Source organism: Brevibacillus sp. AG, from assembly GCF_028369215.1.
In the GTDB taxonomy this organism is placed as follows: Bacteria; Bacillota; Bacilli; order Brevibacillales; family Brevibacillaceae; genus Brevibacillus; species Brevibacillus porteri.
The window spans coordinates 35608-54227 of the sequence record NZ_JAQMYO010000014.1 but is presented as its reverse complement, the minus strand read 5'-3'; the positions used below and the strand labels follow the sequence as shown (position 1 = coordinate 54227).

Genomic DNA, 18620 nt, shown 5'->3' with positions numbered 1-18620 from the left:
AGGCTCCAGGCTCCGTCCTGCTGGGGGCTGAGACTGTCCGCTCCGAAGCGATTAGCGGGGAAACGCAAAAGTGGTAGCCGCTTCGTCGTAAGGGCACGTTGCGTTTCTGTTGCCCGCTAATCCCTTCTCCGCTCGGTAGGACTCCACAAGTCGCTACGTCTGGAAATATTCTTCTCTGTCGTTACTGATGAAATTCTTCATTCATTTAAGGATTTTTAACACGATGAACACTGACAGCTTGTAGAGGAAACAGGAGAAAAAAGCGAAGATCTTTGGTACACCGACCGAGACGGAATGCAAAAAGCGAAACACGCTCTTAAGCGTCCACCTCTGAAAAACATCCTGAAAGAACTACTTTGGACGAGGTTTCGCTTTTTGCATGGAGGCGGGCAGTGAATCCCTCAGCGGGTGGGACAAGAAGCTGAGCGTTTTCTCCTGTTTCCTCCCCACCACAACAGCAGGACAAAGCATTATATCGTCTTCACAAAGTGCAACTTGGGATTGCAGATGATGCTTACTTTTGGCATGATAATAAAAAAAAGTAAGGAGTGGAGCAAATGGCGTTGTTGTCTACCCCGTTTCAGTTTAAAGGACTTAGCTTGAAAAATCGGATTGTCATGCCACCGATGTGCCAATACTCTGTGGATGCACACGATGGAACACCAACGGACTGGCATTTTGTTCATTACGTTTCTCGTGCAGTAGGCGGAACAGGCCTGATTATCGTGGAAATGACCGATGTCGAGCCTGATGGCAGAATTTCCAACGGCGATTTGGGCTTGTGGTCCGACGAGCAGATTCCGGCATATGCGCGGATCGTCTCCGAGGTTCATAAGTATGGGGCCAAAATTGGCATTCAGATTGCTCATGCGGGCCGCAAAGCGGAAGACGCAGAAGTGCCTGTATCGGCGTCTGCGATTGCTTTCCCAGGGGCACGCTACAAAACGCCACGGGCGTTGACGACAGAAGAAGTCAAGCAAATGGTCGTCAAGTTCCAGGACTCAGCCAGACGTGCGGTGGAAGCCGGGTTTGACACCATTGAAATCCACGGTGCGCACGGATACTTGATTCACCAGTTCCACTCCCCTTTGACAAATCAGCGAGACGATGAGTACGGGCGGGATAAAGCGCTGTTTGGCGTGGAAATTATTCAGGCAATCAAAGAGGTCATGCCAGCTGACATGCCGCTGATCATGCGCGTCTCTGCCGTAGAGTACGTGGATGGTGGATATGAGCTGGATTACAGTACAGAGCTGTGCCGTCGTTACAAGGAAGCAGGCGTGGATATTTTCCATCTATCCAGTGGCGGGGAAGGACCAATTGGTTCAGCAGGTCGTCCAGGTGTTCATCCTGGTTATCAAGTACCATTGGCACGCGCAATTAAGCAGGCACTGGATGTACCAGTCATTGCTGTCGGCAACCTCGATGATCCAAAAGTGGCGGAAGCATCAATTGGCAATGGCGATACGGATTTGGTAGCAGTCGGTCGTGGTATGCTGCGTGATCCTTATTGGGCACTGCATGCGATTCATGAGCTGTCGGCGGATGAATTGCAGCCACCGAAGCAATATTCAAGAGCGTTTTAATCGAGTAAAAGAGCGAGGGGCTTTCCTTTCGACTGCATGAGTCGGAGGAGAGCCCTTTTTCACGGTGAGTCCTTGACACTTTTTGACAGTCCGTTTATTATAAATGTCAGTCAGTACTGACAATCACTTCCGGGAATGAGGATCGCAATGAGCAGCAGCAAAAGTCTTACAAGCAGCGAAAAACTGATGATAGCCGCAATCGATCTCATCGCGGAAAGAGGATACAACGGCGTAACCACGCAAGAAATTGCCACTACGGCAGGATTGAGCGAGAAGACGTTGTTTCGTCACTTCGGCAGCAAGCGGAATTTGATTGAGTGCGCCTTTGACCGTTTTCATTACACGGAAGGACTGACAAAGCTTTTCGCGGAGAAGCTTATGTGGGATTTGCGCGAGGATTTGCTTTTAATCAGCCGAACGTATCACGAAATGATGAACCGCAATCGAAAAATGATTTTGATTAGCATTAAGGATGAGGCCCATTTGCCCGGATTCCGCGAGCGGACCCAAAAGCACCCGAGACAGTTGATGGTACTGTTTACAGATTACTTCAAAGAGATGGGGAAAAAGGGCAAGATGATCCAAACGAATCCGGAGGCACAGGCGACTGCCTTTATGGTCATGAACTTCGGGGCGTTTTTGAACGATCTGGATGGCACTAGCAATTTTTCAGGGGTATCTCTGGAGGCATTTATCGAAGAGAGTGTAGAGGTTTTCGCTAGGGGTTTGACTCCCTAGTTTTTTTACCACCCAAATGTCAGTCAGTACTGACAGTCAAAATGCGAATAACAAAGTGAAGGAGAAGATGCGGCATGGAAGCGACAAAAACGCAGCAAAACAGGGAAATATTAATCCGGATTTTGATGTTTACCTTAGTCATTTCCTCCATGAGTGCTTTGGTGTTTAACATTGCACTCCCCGAAATTAGCAAGGAGTTTGGTTTGAGCATCGCGCAGGTGAGCTGGCTATCGACCGCATATGGATTGTTATACGCGATCGGAACCGTGACGTATGGCAAGCTGGCGGATCGATACAAGCTCAAGAATTTGTTGACGTTTGGACTCTTGGTGTTCACGGCGGGTTCGTTTTTCGGTTTGGTCTCCGATTCCTTTGCGATGGCTCTTTTCGGTAGATGCTTGCAGGCAGTAGGGGCGGCTGTCATTCCGGCTACTGCGATGCTCATTCCTTTGCGATACTTCCCGCCTGAGCGCAGGGGTTCTGTTTTAGGAAGAACGGCAGTAGGATTGGCTCTTGGCGGTGCACTCGGTCCTGTGGTCGCGGCGTTAATCGTCAGCTTTGCCCATTGGCGCTGGCTGTTTTCCATACCGCTCCTGATCTTGCTTACACTGCCGTTCTACCGCAAATATTTGGAGGATGAGGAGACAGCGGCTGGTGGGAAGTTTGATTGGGTGGGCGGCTCCTTACTTGCGATCAGCGTGACGTCATTGCTTTTGGGAGTAACGAATGGATCTTGGTGGTCTGCATTGGGCAGCTTGGTTACTTTGCTCCTGTTCGTTGTACGAATTCGTTCGGTGGCTGATCCATTTGTCCAGCCGAAGGTTTTTGCCAACAAGCAATATACAATCGGGATTCTGATGGCATTTCTCATAAATGGAATGGGGATATCGCTTTATTATCTCAGTCCGCTGCTCTTGGCTCAGGTGCAACAGCTATCGACGAGCTGGATCGGCTTTGTGATGGTTCCGGCGGCTATCGCTTCGGCATTGCTTGGACGCGTGGGAGGAAGGCTCGCGGACAGGCGGGGGAATGTTGTTCTGTATTTCGTTGCATCTAGCTTACTGATTGGCTGCTTTGGATTGCTGTCTACTTTCACGAACACCTCGGTTATCGGCATTGCGCTCTTCTTGATCCTAGGCAATGTGGGGCAGTCTTTTATGCAAATCTCGATGGCGAACTCGATCTCGAGGACGTTGACGAAGGAGCAGGCGGGAGTAGGTATGGGAATCTTTTCGATGCTGAGCTTCATTTCCATGGGGATCGCGTCTGCGGTATACAGCAAGGTTATCGATCTTGGCGCGACTACCAATTGGAACCCGGTAAATCCGTATACGAGCGGCTTCATTTACAGCAATATATATTTGATGATGGCCCTGATGCACGTGTGTCTTATGGTCTTCTACTACTTTCAGTTCGGTAGGGCCAAGAGACAGAGCCTTCTGGCGGATAGCTGACCTTTTGTTCATTCAGGCTTCATACAATATGTGGTAGACTAAAACAAAAAAGGAAGGGGGTTCCTGTTCGTTGCGAGAGCTTTCTTCCATTCGTTTTACAGAGGGAGAACCACTGTTCATCCAAATCTATCACTTTATCAAAGACGAAATATTGCGTAACCAAATCACACATGAAGAGTTTCTCCCCTCAATCAGAAGCTGTGCCCAATCACTTGCTGTCAGCAAAAACACGGTGGAAGTTGCCTATCAGCTACTAGTATCGGAAGGGTACATCAGCAGCATTCAGAAAAAAGGGTATCAGGTGACGTACAAAGCAGGACCTCCTTCTGGGCAGTACGCAGCGGAACGAGAAGACTCTCGTATACCGTCGATTCACTATGACTTTCGCTATGGCAACATCGAGCTCGGAGCGTTCCCTTTTCATCCATGGAATAAGCTGCGCAACAAGCTCATCTCCTATCATCAGCGCACGTATATGGTGGAGGGGCTGGCTCAAGGCGAATACGTATTGCGAAAGGAACTCTCGAAATTGCTGTATGAAACGAGAGGAGTCCTCGCCACGCCGGAGCAGATCATTATTGGAGCCACCCCACAACAGTTGGTATCGATTGTCGTCCAGCTTCTGGACAGAGAGAAGCATGTGATTGGCGTAGAAAATCCGGGCTATGATGGTGCGAGAAATACGTTTCTCAACGGTGGCTACCGTGTACATGGCATTTCCTTGGAGGCAGACGGTGTATCCATCGAAGAGCTGAAGAGAAGCGGGGCAAGCATCATGTACGTGAGTCCTTCTCAGCAATTCATTAACAAAATGACGATGCCTTTGGAGAAAAGAAACCAATTGACCCTGTGGGCGCAATCCTTATCGCATTCTTATCTGGTAGAGGATGACTACGAATGGGAGTTCAAATATCAAGAGAGCTACATCCCTTCGATCCAGAGCCTGTCTCCCCAAAAGGTTGTTTACATTGGGCGGCTCTCCAAAGCATTGCTGCCGCTCGTAAACGTCAGCTACGTCGTCCTTCCTTACGAGCTGTTATCGCGTTTTCACCAGCGCGTGCCTGAATACGATCAGCCTGTTTCCCGCTTGGACCAGTTGACGCTAGCGACGTATTTGTCCGATGGCTATTGGCATAGACACTTGCAGCACATGCGAAAAAACTACGTGGAAAAGCGAGAGGTATTTCTTCAGGCGGTCGCTCGTTACATGGATGGACGTGTGAAAATAGAAGGGAAGGATACGGGGCTGCATGTATTTTTGACTGTAAAAAGTCAGCGTACGGAAGCAGAACTCATGGAGCGTGCCTATCAAAAAGGCGTAAAAGTCTACGGAACTGCCCGATACTGGCTGCATGATACAAGGGAGCATCCGACGGTATTGCTAGGATACGGAGCATTGACCCCCGACGATATTCAGGAGGGCATTCGCTTGTTGGCTAGCGCCTGGTTTGAGTAACAGATCAGTTTTCTGTCCCACTCATCTTGAACGATCTGTCCCTTTGGCCCCAGACGGCTATCCATTACGATGGACAGGACAGCGATTAGAAAGGGTGGGAAAAATGAAGTTCATTTTTGATCTGGACGGGACGATCTGCTTCAAGGGTCAACCGATCTCAACAAACATTTTGGATAGCCTGCTTGCACTCGAACAAGCGGGACATACGGTGGGTTTCGCCTCCGCAAGACCGTGTCGTGACATGCTGCCTGTCCTCGATGAGCGGTTTGCCAACCATCTCCTCATTGGCGCGAATGGAGCGATGACGCATCACCAAGGGAGCTTGCAGGGCTGCGTGCCGATCCCGGATCGTTTGGCACATGAAATTATCAGCATTCTCGATGATTATCGGGCGCAGTATTTCATCGATGACTCGTGGAATTACGCACATAATTGTGTGTCGACCCATCCTTTTTTGAGCTATATCGATCCCAATCGGACAGCCAGCCGCGTGGACGTAGATCAATTGAATGCCGTGCTGAAAATCCTGATTTTATCGTGTGACCGTTATGAAGAATTGATGGCGAGAATCAAGGAACTCGACGTTACGCTGCATTTTCATTCGGCAGAAGGCATTCTCGACCTTACTTACCGGGGAGTGAATAAATGGGCGGCCCTGAATCGGTTCGATGTGGCAGGGGAGCCGTTCATCTGCTTTGGCAATGACATGAATGATTTGCCGCTGTTTGAAAAAGCGCATCATTCCGTATTGATTGGCGAATATGAGCCGCTGCTTTCACTGGCAAAAGAAAAAATCACCATGGATGATCATGTGGAGCAATCTATTATCGCAAAATTGCGAGAGCTGGGCGCGAACAACTGAATGATGAAAAACGTCCGAATGGTGGAGATCCGGACGCTTGTTTCCATCAACGATTATTGGATCATCTCAGCACAACACCAACCGCATACACTTTGCAGCCGATCAGGATCTTCCCAGCAACAGGCTCTGCATCTCATGCTTCTTTCTCTGGGAGGATTTTGTCTAGAATAAGGATCACGATCAGGATGACGAGGAGTAGAATACTGCACCAAACGACCATTTACTTTCTTGAATCCTTTGTTGCGGGATTTATTCCTTCTCAATGATGATCACTCCTTTTGATGGGATACGATAGGGTATGCTCAAAAATTTCTATGGAATAGACATGCATCACCGATTACAAAAAATGGATCAATCACTTGTACTTATAAATTCATCTGCGGGTTGCTACATTTTCTAGGAGGCTATGACATGATGCACCCATCATTGGAAAAGAGACATCAGGCACTGCGAGAAGCAGAGACCAAAGCGGAGTTTTTATTTGCCACAATCGAAGAGAAGGGCATTATTCGCAGCGGCGTGACGGAAAAGGATATCAACAAGGAGATTTACGAGCTGGCCTTTCAATTGTTCGGGATCAAAAAATACTGGCATAAGCGAATTGTGCGAGCGGGAAGAAACACGCTGTTTCCGTACCGAGAAAATCCACCGAACTTGACTGTCGCACCCGAAGATATTGTCTTTCTCGATTTCGGGCCCATTTTTGAGGACTGGGAGGCTGATCTCGGGCGGACGTATGTGCTTGGAAATGATCCGGTAAAACAAAAGCTGCGCGACGATATTGAAAAAGCGTGGGACGAGGGCAAGGCTTACTTTTTGTCCAAGCCGGATATTACGAGCAGCGAGCTGTTTGCCTACATGTGCGAGCGCGCCAAAGCATACGGCTGGGAGTACGGTGGTCCGCACGCAGGGCATCTCATCGGCGAATTCCCGCATGAAATAATACAGGGGGAGGATATCGTCAACTATATTCACCCTGACAATCACAAGCCAATGAGAGAGCCGGATCATAACGGACGCCCGCGCGATTGGATCCTGGAGGTTCATTTTATTGATCGGGAACGAGAAATTGGGGGATTTGTAGAGAAGCTGTTGACGGTGGAGTAAGAGGGAAATAAGAAGACGCCTTTTCCAATTAGGAAAGGGCGTTCTTTATTTACCTATTCTTTGCCTTACTAATACATCACCATGTTCCCAGTCTTTTTCATATGCTTCTCCGCTTGCTTCAACAACACGACGGTCGCTGTCACGAGCACCAGCAAGACGGTGGCTAGCAGTCCCATACTCGGCAGCATTGTTTGCAGCGATGCTCCCTCCATCAGCAGCTCACGAATCAACTGAAGCGCGTAGGTCAGGGGAAAGCAAAAGGAAATGACCTTGGCCCAAACCGGAAAGGCCATCGGGGGTAGACGGACACCGGAAAAGATCAGCATCGGCTCATCCAGCACGGTGTACAAAAAGCTCGAATCGCGTGAAAACAGAAAGAGTACACAGAGAAAGCCGCCCCAGACGATGGCCGATACCAGCAAAATGAGGAAGGCGAGTGGAGGTGCCCACCAGCCGCTCAGCTGAATGCCATCGACAAAAAACAAGGCTAACAGGACAAAGCAAAAGAACAGCCAGACTCCTTCGATCAGCGAGGAAAGCGAACGCCCGTATAGAAAAGCGAGCCGGTTGACCGGGCTGATGAAGATCATTTCCATGGTTCCTGCTTGTCGTTCAAAGCTCATTTGCCATGACGACTGTACCAGGCACCAATAAAAGATATAGCCTAAATAGCCAGTCAACAGGAACAACGGCAACTGCTCGTAGCTGATGAACCGGGCTAGAGGGGAATCAGCTCCCATCCGAAACGGGGCAAACGAATAATACGCGGTTACAAAATTGATGACGGGCCAGACCAAGAGTGAGAAGTAGATCATTTTGCTGTGAAACGAATGGCGATGCTCCTTGATGATTTCGGCCAAAAGCTGACTGCCTAGCTGTTTCATGCCCCCCTCCGATCTGCCATGTGCAGGATGACGTCCTCCAGAGATGGCTGTTGCGTGGAGAGACGCAAGACAGGGGATTGGTGGGCAGCCAAGAGGGAAAGTAATGGCGTCGTCATATCCGTTTTGCCTCGTAACGTCACTTCCCAGGTCTGCTCGTCTGTTTCCGCGATTTCCCGTGAGCCGCCATAATCCAGAGCCAGCTGGCGCAGATCGTAATCGAGCGAGTCGGAGAGAGAGGGGATCACTACCTGTAAGGCTGTATCTAGGTGGAGCGATTTGGTCAGGTGCTCCGGTGTATCATGCGCCACGAGCCTTCCTTTATCGATGATGTATACCTCGTCGCAAAGCTCTTCTACCTCATGAATGTAGTGGCTGGTCAGCAGAATGGCTTTTCCATGTTGAGAAGCGAGCTCACTCACATGCTTGCGAAGCTGCCGGGCAATGGGGGCGTCCAAGCCGAGAGTCGGTTCGTCAAGGAACAGGTAGTGCGGATCATTGATCAGGCCCCGGGCGATTTGTAGTCGCTGCTTCATGCCTTTGGAATAACGCTCGACTGGGGTGTTGGCCGCCTCATACAGGCCAACCTGCAAGAGTAATGAATCGATCCGATCGCGCAAGGCCTGCCCTTGCAAACCGTACAGACTACCGAAGTATTGCAGGTTTTCCCGCCCTGTCAGCCGCCAGTACAGCATGCGCTCGCCTCCTGCGATCATGTTGACCTTGGCTTTGACGAACCGATCGTCCTTTACCGCGTCGTACCCGTCTACCGTGATTGTGCCGCTGGTTGGGGTGAGCAGCGTGGAGCACATCTTGATCGTTGTTGTTTTTCCTGCCCCATTAATACCTAACAATCCAATGATTTTGCCGGGTACCATGCGAAAGGACAGATCAGCGACTGCCTCGACCTCTGTCCATCGCTGGCGAAACCAGCCTTTTTTCTCCTTCACCCGGTATACCTTCCGTACATTCTCTGCAATCAGCATGATCGTTGTCCTCCTTGTTATCCAAAAATCGATTCCATGACGCGTTTTTCCATCTTACGAATGCCCCACACTCCGATGACGAGATAGACGAGGGACAGGGCTGCCATATGAAACAGCTGTGGTGAAACAGCATGCAGCGGCGCTCCTTGAATCACACATTGCCGAAAAGCATCCAGCGCAGGCGCGAGCGGCATGATGAGACCGAGCGGTTGCAGCCATTCAGGCAAATATGGAATCGGAAACGTGACTCCACTGACAAAGGCCATCACGGCAAACAGCGTGTTTTGTGTGATGTACGTATCGCGGAACCAAAGCATGAGACTGCCCAATACGAGCGCTTGGCAAAAGAAAGCCCCTGTAGACAATATCCAGACAAGAACGGCGCTCCATACGTTCGTATGAGAGAGCGTGAGTCCAAACAACGCCCCTACAAGCACAATCACCGAAAATTCGAACAAAGTACGCATGAGTTGTTGGGCGACATTCCCCAAAAAGTACCCCCTGCGCAAGGAAGGGGTGAGCAAAACAGCCTCCAAGGTCCCTTCCCGAAGCTCCGTAATGAGTGAGCGGCTGACATTCATCAAGGTCGAGACGGCAAACGCATAAAAAGCTCCGCCGAGGATGGCGTACGACAAGTAATCGGACGAGCCGGTGAGATGTGCGAAATTCTCGTCCAACTGTCCGGCAAATACATAGTGATAGGCGAAGAAGGCGAACAGCACCGTATACACCCCGGAAAAAATGTGGCCGATGACAAACGACCACGGATAGGCACGAATCATAACGCGGGTATTGCGGATAAAGGTAGCTTTGGCGACATGAAACACGTTATTTCCTCCGTTCTGGGGGATGTGATGAAGTAGGTGGAGCGAGAATTCCGGGAACAGGCATATCGATGAACTCATGCAGATCGACGGCGAGTTGTTCCAGCCGTGATGCAATCGCGCGGTAAAACACATACCGTCCCCGCCGTTCACTCCAGATAAACCCTGTGTCTACCAACAGATTCAAGTGCTTGTTGACGGCAGGCTCACTGATGTTGTGCAGGTCAGCCAACTGCTGCGTGCAGTAAGGATGAGCCAATAACGATTTGAGAATCGCTGTCCGCGTCGGGTCACTGAACACCTTCATTTTGCTGATAAAGTCAGCGGGAATCACCGAGGTGGCTCTGGTGCCGGGAACGTCAACGGTTAAGCACACGGAGATATGGTCGTCGTAAATGCCTAGCAACAAATGCGGCGAGACAAACGTTGAGACACGCAAATGGATACGAGCCAGCTCCGAATAGCCAAATGTGTACGTTTTTGCCTTGTGAAATTGCAAGAAGTCTTCGTGCACCTTCAAGCGCGGGTGTACCTGCGACAAAAACGGAATCGGATCAAGCTTGATCTGCTCTTGTGCTTCATGTACGGCGCGGATGAGCCACGGTTCAATCCGCCGTTCTTCTGCCTGGAAAAAAGGCAGGTAGTCGTAGCAAAACTCCAGAAAACTGCGCTTGGTCGAGAGTGGATGGCGCAAAAGCTCCCGATGCTCCGGTTTCAGCTCATCAAAAATCTCGTCTGTACGTCCTTGCATCCAAGCGTGAAGTTGTCTGGGATGATAGACGGGACCGATCATGAGTTGGGCAAACTCGCCAGCATCCATCGCCTGTACACGCTCCAATGCGGCCTCAACAGAATGCTCAAAGCACTCCTCCCAAGGTGCCAGGAAGTCCATGGCATCGAGAAACTGATTGGACATGGAACTAAAATAGGAAAGCTTTTTCAAGAGTGGGGCAGGTAAAGCAGTGAGCAACGCCTCCGCCCAATGCAAGCGGGAGGTGTGATGCTCCGGCTTGGCAAGCACATGGAGACTTAAGAAAAACTCATAGCCAGGTATGTATGCGACATGAAGATGCTTACGCAGCCAGTCAGGTAAATCTTGCACCGAGCATCCTCCTTTCTCGTTCAATTAACCATTTGGTGAATTTAATTTGGGAGTGGGCAAAATTGAAGAAATTATGCCGGAGGGGCATCCCGATGTCAAGAGAAAAAGAAAACAACCACGGCTAACGGGTAGCACGTGGTTGTGGGACAGTATTACGTCGCAGAGAAACGAGAGCCGAGCGTCTGCACGGCTTGCTGCATCGCTGTCAAATCGGCTTCGGGAAGCGACTTTTCCTGGTAGCGATATTGCTGATAGTAACGTGTGATGCGAGCGACTGCATCCAGTTGACCTGCATCTAGCAAGGACTTTTCGCGCAGCCGATTGAAAAACTCTTGGGGTGTCTCGTGCAGCTCGATGGGCAGGCCTTGCTTCTCCATGAGGACGAGAAATTGATAGTAGGCGTACCTGGTGGGGTCATCCTCTGGACCAACAGGCTGTTTGAACCATTTGGCAGAGCCATCTTCTGTGCTTTCTTCACTGGAAGAGGGAGGAACAGTGGTCAATACGGTATTTTGTACAGCCGCCACTTCTTTTTCTAGCGTAATCGTCCCCTTGAAGCGCTTTTTCCATATGTACCGGCCGAGCAGGATCACACAGGCGAGGATGAAGGCAATGATTAAGTATGGCTGTAGAACAGAAAAGAGTGGTTCTCCGAGCTGTATCTGCACACTGGCGTTATCTGGTTTTTGTCCTGTATTTTCCGTTAATAACTGAATCGCTGCTTGTTTTTGGCTCGCCCTCTCGTACAAGCGTTCAAACAATTCCACAATGAAAATAAGCACAGGCTCAAAGAGCGTATACAGACCAGCGCTGACAGGTCCTTTAATCCAACTCCAGATCCAATAGATGAGACCGAGTACGATAGAACCGACAGCCAAATAACCTGCGATCAAAAGAAAACGAGTGCCAAGCACTTGACTGCAGAGTAGCATGCTAATGCGAACAGGCAGCCTCGTAGAAAGTGATCCTTCCCGCAGTACAAACGCCCCAATCGCCACCAAAATATAGCTGAGAGTAATGAGGACAAGCATGGAAAAAGAGGCTGCGAGCGAATAGGAACCCGGGTCAACGATGGAGGTGTAAAGTACCGCTAACACAAGCTGTATCAGGCCCGCCATCAGTGCCAGAACAAATCTGCGTTGCAGACTGTCATGTCGATAACCTTCCGATGCAGCACTTTGTACTCTCCAAAAATAAACAGCAGCCAATACAAGCGCGATGAGCCAGGAATCGTAGAAGTAGAAGCTGCCGATTCCTATGATAAACACAATGGGATACAGCAACAGATGAAGCATCAAGCGACCGCCACCAGCATGGTACAACCAGCTCCCAGCCATGAGCAGTGGCGCTGCGACTAGGCAAAACGAGAGAAGTTGACCAAAGCCTGCTGTCATATACCCAAACAAGATCAGGAAAACGCCCGTCAGCATGGCCTCCAGCCAAAAAGCGAACGTCCAGCGCCCCATCAAGGAGAGTGTCATCCCATCATCACGCTCCTTTTTTTCAAGCGAGCATGCTCAAAACGCTGGATGATGACAGGGTCAGAAGAAACATCCAGCACCGCAACCTGATGACCGCGTTGAACAAGGCGCTCCGCGGAGGCTTGTACGGATTGGTCCATTCGTGGTGTCACAATGAGAATGACTTCCTTCCCATGGGTTCCCTCTAACCGGCGAAGAACAGTCGTCAGTGGCGTTGTCACAAAATGATGCATTTGCGCCAGTTGAGTCATGACGTGCTGGTGGTGCGCCTTGCCACTTCCCGAAGGCAAATGAAAATGCTCACGTCCTCGTTGCTTCACGGTGAGGTACAGCTCGTATCCGACTGATTTTCTCCTGCACTGGCCAGCTAAAGCCGCAAGACAGGAGATCGTCCGTTCATTGGTGGTATCGTTATACTTTTGCATCATCGGTTCATAGGAGGGCAGGATATGCCCTACGATTCGCCAGTTCGGATGGGCTGTATACTCAAAAAGACGCGTCTCCAGTGAGCCTGTTTTGGCGGTTGCCTTCCAATGGATGTGCTTGAAACGGTCGCCTGGCATATACGACCGAACGCCACGCTGAAAAGTGACATCGTCTAGTTGGCGCTGACGAGAAATCCGATTCCCATCTGGTTCCGTTTCAGCAAGCACAACAGGAGAAAGAGCAAGAGGCAACGGATAGACCAGCAAGGAAAAGGAAATCGACAATGTCATAGCGGTAGGCTCCTCGCCCAATAACGGCAATGTCTCGGATTGCACATCCGTCAGCCAGACCGTGCCTCGCTTGTTCGGGATGAGAATCAAGGTGCGTGTAGCACTTTGTCGCATCGGCAAATCAAAGCGCAGGCGAACGCTCGTCCGATGATTGAGGAGTCGCACCTCGTCTGCACCTTCCACCGAGACATGCTCTGGCAATGTGAAGCGAAGCCAGGTAGCAGGCAAAGGCAGCCACGAACGATTGTGCAAGCGAACTGTAATGTGCACGGGTGTCCCTGACAGGACGCGCGTTTGATCACTGGACCATTCGAATGACACCCATTTGGACATGGATTTGACCCACCAGTCTTGTGCAGCGGGGAGAAAAAAGAAAAAGCCCCCAAACAGAAAGAAAAACCAGTGGCCGGAAAAAACGGCGAAGAGCAGCAAGACAAAACCGATTACGTGAAAGGTTTGCTTGGTGATCATAGAGCTACACGCTTTCTTCGACGGGAGCGGGGACGCTAGTCAAAATTTGCTCTACGACTTCCTGCTCCGTCACATGCAGCTCTGCTTCCATGGAGAGGCGAATGCGGTGAGCTGCCAGACTGGGGAACACCACTTTCACATCATCCGGCAAGACATAAGTACGACCAGAAACGAACGCGTAAGCCTGGGCGGATCGCAACAGGGCGAGCATGGCACGCGGACTGATGCCCACCTCGACAGAACGATGCTGGCGAGTCGCTTCCGTCAGATCGATGATATAGTCTTCCACCGATTGACTGACATGAACGGTCATGACCTCGCGTTGCAGAGCCACAATTTGCTCGACAGTGATGACCGGCTCGACGGCCTCTAATGGGGAGCCGCTGCGGAATCTCCGCAAAATTTCTTTGGCATCCTCTCGCGTACCATAGCCAAGAGACAGCTTGAAAAGGAAGCGGTCCAACTGTGCTTCTGGCAATGGATAGGTCCCTTCCGATTCAATCGGATTTTGGGTCGCAATGACCAGCATGGTCGATGGAAGTGGCAAGGTGACGCCTTCGATCGTGACCTGGCGTTCCTCCATGCATTCCAGCAAGCCGGATTGAGTCCTGGGAGTGGCTCGGTTTATTTCATCTGCGAGCAAGACATCTGCAAAAACAGGTCCCTTGCGCAGTTCGAATTCACTTGTTCGTTGATTGAATACGTGTAGACCGACGACATCAGATGGCAGTAGATCCGCAGTAAATTGCAGGCGGTTGTAAGAGCCGCCAATCGCTTGCGCCAATGTTTTAGCAAGCACGGTTTTTCCCATTCCGGGCAAGTCCTCCAGCAATACGTGACCACGGGCGAGCAAGGCCGTTACCAATAGGCGGATCTGACTTTCCTTGCCCACGATAACGCTGCTGATAACATGCTGAAGGTTATCCAATGTCGGATGAGTCATGAAAATTCTCCTTTTCCCATTCAAAATTTAGGAGCCATACGGTTTTTATTATATAGGGAATATCCTGTTATTTACAAATTTTCGAAATAATATTCCCCCCAGCGCGGCGAGCACGATGACGGCACCTACAGAGATGTAAAGAGGGCGAATCCCTACCTGATCGCTTAGCTGTCCGCCAAGCCAAATACCGACGGGCATCGTCGCACGCACGATGAGCAGGCGGACAGACAGTACACGCCCCATCAACTCGGAAGGAACGTGAAGCTGATACAAGCTTGTGCTATGTACTTGGAAAAAAGGAGCAAACAGACCAGCCAGTAGTTCGATGGTGATTGCCAGCCAGATGTCATGGGTAAAGCCTATCGCAACAAAGCTTAAGCCACCTAATACCAGTGATCCCAACATGATCAGGGGCTGACCAAGGCTGTTACGGAAGCGTGGCACGAGCAAGGAGCCGAAGAAATATCCCAACGGATAACCAGCCAAAAACAAGCCTACATGAAACGAGGTGCCTTGTAGCTCGCCGACTACAAAAGGCAGGTTTAGTACGAGTGTGACTCCGACAGCAAATTGGACGAGAGCTGAGTACAGGCCAAGCCAGAGTAGAAGGGGCTTCTGCCAAAAGATCGCAAGACCAGCCTTAAACATGACAAACCACGATTGCTTCTTGCTGGCGGTATCTGCTGGGGCGATTGGACAAAGAACCAGAAAGAAACCGCTGAGCGCATAGCTGATCGCGACCAATGCGAGTACTGACTCGCCGCCGATACTGGCTACGAGAATCCCAGCCAAAGGAGGACCTGTAATCAAGGCAATGCGCAGGACACTATCCAAATAGGCATTGGCTTGGAGGAGCTGCTCTCTTTTGACCAGAACAGGGAGGAGCGATTGGCTGGCTGGCACATATAGCGGTTGAACGAGACCGTTGATCAAGGCAGTGAAATACAACGGCCAGAGCGATTCTGTCCCGGAAGTAATGACCACAAAGGACAAACAAAACGCAGCAGCTCGCATCCATTGAGAAAAAAGCATGACACGCTTCTTGTCGAATCGGTCGATGTACGGTCCGGCTACCAACTGAATAGCGAGCGACGGTATGAAATACAGCAGCCACATCTGTCCGACCGCACCTTGTGAGCCTGTTGCCTGATAGATTAACCAGCTATTGGCGAGGGTACCGAGTGAGGTCCCGAGTTCGGAAATGAGCTGACCAAAAAGAATCCAACGATAAGAACGCTGCTGCCAGACAGAGGCTTGTACCGCAGTTTGGTTCATGGGGCGCTCCTGTCCAGGAATTCATCCCATATCAGGGGGAGCTTGTCCAGAGTATGACGGCGGAGTCTGTAACGGGAGCCGACTGTTTCAACGAGATGGGCAGACCGCAGCATGGACAGGTGATGGTGCACTGTCGATTTTGCCATAGAGAGTTGCTCTGTTATTTCTTGCAGACTCAGGTCCTTTTCCGCGAGCATTTTGACCATGCGCAGCCTGTGCTCATCTCCGAGTGCTTTTAAGGCTTGCACCAGTGAAGGGGGTGGCTGATTTGGATCTACAGCATCGTGCAAATTTTCGTCGGCAACAGGGTAATAAAAAATTTTCGTCCCGACAGCATCGGCCTGTACGGTCCACGGGCGATAGATCGCTTGTGGGATCAGTAGTACGCGTGTCACGGCAGGCTCAGGGAGGTAGCTCGATCCCGTCGCATACTCCACCAAGGCTTCCGGGGTGAGCTTCCCTAGCTTGTTTTGCTTTTGCGACCAATCCCGTTCTAGCATGCGAACGATTTCTTCCTCATGCGGCTTGATGTGGGTGCCATACCAGCCTTCCATCAATCGGAGAATATGACTCCTCAGCTCTTCTGCATCAACGGAAGTAATATGTCCGATATACGATTCAAAAAAGAGGTGCGCGCGGCACGCTTCCTGTAAAGCGGCGCAATCCTCCTTGCTTCCTTGTGCAGCCTTCCAACGTGCTTCTTGCATATTCTCACCTAGATAAGGGAGGGCCTCGTATCGGAGCTGTTCTGTTGAGAGCTCTCTGACATACGAGAGAAATGAATCCAGATCAGCGAAAGGGCAAAGATCGAGCAGTTGCAAAAGCGTCTTCCACGTGTTGTGCTCCTTCGCATAGTCGACCTCTTGCCGTACAGAAGGCGATAGCTCGTCCAACAGTTGACGCCAGTAGGCAGGAGGGTGTTCCATCGTGTGATGCAATTGATCGTAGGTAGCGGCAGCGATTCCCAAGGCAGCTTCGAATAAAGGAGAATACGAAATCTCCACGCGATACGTTGTCCGTTCACTTCCGATGTTCAAAACTTTCACGTCTATTCATCCTTCCAAAATTTGTACATAATTATGTATTTTATAAATAACGAATTTAAAATTCAACATTTTTCGAACATGAATAGAAAAGTAAAAGAAGAATCATAAATCTCTATCCAGAGAGATCATGATTCTTCTTTCTTTTGAAGGTATGGTTAACCTACCGTGGATAATTGCAACGCACGCTGCAATGCCTGCTCCAGATCAGAAATGATATCGTCGATCGATTCTGTACCGACGGAGAGGCGAATAAGTCCCGGAGTCACTCCGGCTGCTGCCTGCTCTTCTTGTGTCATCTGCTGATGTGTTGTGCTAGCTGGATGAATGATGAGTGACTTGGAGTCCCCGACATTTGCGAGATGGGAGAACAGCTTCACGGACTCGATCAACGTTTTTCCTGCCTCAACGCCACCGCGAATTCCAAAGGTCAGGATCGCGCCAGCACCTTTTGGCAAATATTTTTGTGCCAACTCACGCTGGGAGTCTGACTCGAGTCCTGGATAACTCACCCACTCTACGGCAGAGTGATTGGCGAGGAATTGGGCTACTGCCAAGGCGTTCTGGCTATGCCGTTCGATGCGCAGATGCAGTGTTTCTAATCCTTGCAGGAACAAGAAGGAATTGATCGGGGCGACGGCAGCACCAATATCGCGCTGGAGCTGGACGCGCGCCTTGATAATATAGGCGAGCGGACCGACTGCCTCTGTATAGACAACGCCATGGTAGCTTGGGTCTGGTGTAGTCAGACCAGGGAATTTTCCGTTGTTCCAGTCAAATTTTCCAGAGTCTACGATAATACCGCCAATTGCTGTTCCGTGGCCGCCGATGAATTTGGTGGTGGAGTGCACGACAATATCGGCCCCGTGCTCAAAAGGACGGCACAAAATCGGAGTCGCGAAGGTGTTGTCCACGATCAAAGGTACGCCATTTTCGTGGGCAATATTGGCGATCGCCTCAATATCAGCGACATCAATGCGTGGATTGCCGATCGTCTCGCAAAACACGGCTTTTGTCTTTTCGTTGATATAGGCACGGAAATTTTCCGGATTGGAATGATCAGCAAAATGAACTTTGATACCGAGGCGGGGGAGCGTGTGGGCGAACAGGTTGTAGGTACCGCCGTAGAGACTGCTGGAAGCGACGATCTCGTCTCCTGCATGCGCAATATTTAAGATGGCGAATGTAATGGCAGCTTGCCCGGATGCGGTCGCCAATGCACCAACACCACCTTCGAGCAGGGCAACACGCTTCTCAAATACATCCTGGGTCGGATTCATGATGCGTGTATAGATGTTCCCAAACTCTTTTAACCCAAACAGATTGGCTGCATGCTCCGTATCGCGGAAAACGTAGGAGGTCGTCTGATAGATCGGAACAGCACGTGAGCCTGTTACAGGGTCAACCTCTTGCCCACCGTGTACCGCAAGCGTTTCTGGCTTCCATTGTTGTTGATCGGACATGTTCATCTCTCCTTCTACTATGAAATCGACTAATAAAAAAACGGAGCATTCTCCTGAGAAGAAGAAGGCTCCGATCATGCACGGGCTTGTGTTCATCTCTCAGAATCACTGGATTCTGCAGGAATTGGCACCATGCAGCTAGTCTGCTGGTTGCCGGGCTTCGTAGGGCCTGTCCCTCCACCGCTCTTGATGAGAAAAGTTGTTGTCGTAATTGTATGAAAATAACACCTTG

Annotated in this window: 16 protein-coding genes and 1 riboswitch; of the genes, 6 read left to right on the top strand and 10 right to left on the bottom strand. The window is 50.4% G+C overall.

Annotation, left to right across the window (positions count from 1 at the left end):
* Positions 1-557: 557 nt before the first annotated feature.
* From POF51_RS27515 to POF51_RS27490, 6 genes are all read left to right on the top strand, one after another.
* Positions 558-1586: an NADH:flavin oxidoreductase/NADH oxidase gene (locus tag POF51_RS27515; RefSeq protein ID WP_069852012.1), complete on the top strand. Its 1029-nt coding sequence runs from the start codon at positions 558-560 to the stop codon at positions 1584-1586.
* A gap of 147 nt (positions 1587-1733) precedes the next feature.
* Positions 1734-2324: a TetR/AcrR family transcriptional regulator gene (locus POF51_RS27510; protein ID WP_271756504.1), complete on the top strand. Its 591-nt coding sequence runs from the start codon at positions 1734-1736 to the stop codon at positions 2322-2324.
* 74 nt (positions 2325-2398) lie between these two features.
* Positions 2399-3778, top strand: a complete 1380-nt coding sequence (locus tag POF51_RS27505) for an MFS transporter (protein WP_069852016.1) — start codon at positions 2399-2401, stop codon at positions 3776-3778.
* A 70-nt stretch (positions 3779-3848) separates the two neighbouring features.
* The gene (gene pdxR / locus POF51_RS27500; protein WP_069852018.1) at positions 3849-5234 is read left to right on the top strand and encodes a MocR-like pyridoxine biosynthesis transcription factor PdxR; all 1386 of its coding nucleotides are present in this window, start codon (positions 3849-3851) and stop codon (positions 5232-5234) included.
* Positions 5235-5337: 103 nt separating this feature from the next.
* Complete coding sequence (locus POF51_RS27495) at positions 5338-6096, top strand: HAD-IIB family hydrolase (RefSeq protein ID WP_069852020.1); 759 nt, start codon at positions 5338-5340, stop codon at positions 6094-6096.
* 414 nt (positions 6097-6510) lie between these two features.
* Positions 6511-7203, top strand: coding sequence for a M24 family metallopeptidase (locus tag POF51_RS27490; RefSeq protein ID WP_069852167.1), 693 nt, complete (start codon positions 6511-6513; stop codon positions 7201-7203).
* A gap of 68 nt (positions 7204-7271) precedes the next feature.
* Here the strand turns inward: POF51_RS27490 and POF51_RS27485 are convergent, their stop codons facing one another.
* The 10 genes from POF51_RS27485 to POF51_RS27440 all read right to left on the bottom strand — a co-directional run bounded on the left by POF51_RS27485 (position 7272) and on the right by POF51_RS27440 (position 18388).
* Positions 7272-8087 (bottom strand): ABC transporter permease, encoded by an 816-nt coding sequence (locus POF51_RS27485; RefSeq protein WP_069852022.1) that lies wholly within the window; start codon positions 8085-8087, stop codon positions 7272-7274.
* Positions 8084-9070 (bottom strand): ABC transporter ATP-binding protein, encoded by a 987-nt coding sequence (locus POF51_RS27480; protein WP_069852024.1) that lies wholly within the window; start codon positions 9068-9070, stop codon positions 8084-8086. Before POF51_RS27480 ends, POF51_RS27485 begins: the two co-directional genes overlap by 4 nt.
* A gap of 17 nt (positions 9071-9087) precedes the next feature.
* Positions 9088-9897, bottom strand: a complete 810-nt coding sequence (locus POF51_RS27475) for an ABC transporter permease (protein ID WP_017247239.1) — start codon at positions 9895-9897, stop codon at positions 9088-9090.
* 1 nt (position 9898) lies between these two features.
* Positions 9899-10996, bottom strand: a complete 1098-nt coding sequence (locus POF51_RS27470) for an ArsR/SmtB family transcription factor (RefSeq protein ID WP_069852026.1) — start codon at positions 10994-10996, stop codon at positions 9899-9901.
* A 152-nt stretch (positions 10997-11148) separates the two neighbouring features.
* On the bottom strand, positions 11149-12477 hold the full coding sequence (locus POF51_RS27465; protein WP_271756500.1) for a DUF4129 domain-containing protein: 1329 nt from the start codon (positions 12475-12477) through the stop codon (positions 11149-11151).
* The gene (locus POF51_RS27460) at positions 12474-13664 is read right to left on the bottom strand and encodes a DUF58 domain-containing protein (protein ID WP_069852030.1); all 1191 of its coding nucleotides are present in this window, start codon (positions 13662-13664) and stop codon (positions 12474-12476) included. The genes POF51_RS27465 and POF51_RS27460 overlap by 4 nt, the downstream gene beginning before the upstream one ends.
* A 4-nt stretch (positions 13665-13668) precedes the next feature.
* Positions 13669-14607: an AAA family ATPase gene (locus POF51_RS27455; protein WP_271756499.1), complete on the bottom strand. Its 939-nt coding sequence runs from the start codon at positions 14605-14607 to the stop codon at positions 13669-13671.
* A gap of 48 nt (positions 14608-14655) precedes the next feature.
* The gene (locus POF51_RS27450) at positions 14656-15882 is read right to left on the bottom strand and encodes an MFS transporter (RefSeq protein WP_069852034.1); all 1227 of its coding nucleotides are present in this window, start codon (positions 15880-15882) and stop codon (positions 14656-14658) included.
* The gene (locus tag POF51_RS27445) at positions 15879-16928 is read right to left on the bottom strand and encodes an ArsR/SmtB family transcription factor (protein ID WP_069852036.1); all 1050 of its coding nucleotides are present in this window, start codon (positions 16926-16928) and stop codon (positions 15879-15881) included. The genes POF51_RS27450 and POF51_RS27445 overlap by 4 nt, the downstream gene beginning before the upstream one ends.
* 155 nt (positions 16929-17083) lie before the next feature.
* Complete coding sequence (locus POF51_RS27440) at positions 17084-18388, bottom strand: homocysteine synthase (RefSeq protein WP_069852038.1); 1305 nt, start codon at positions 18386-18388, stop codon at positions 17084-17086.
* A gap of 89 nt (positions 18389-18477) precedes the next feature.
* Positions 18478-18584: riboswitch (SAM riboswitch) on the bottom strand.
* Positions 18585-18620: the final 36 nt, after the last annotated feature.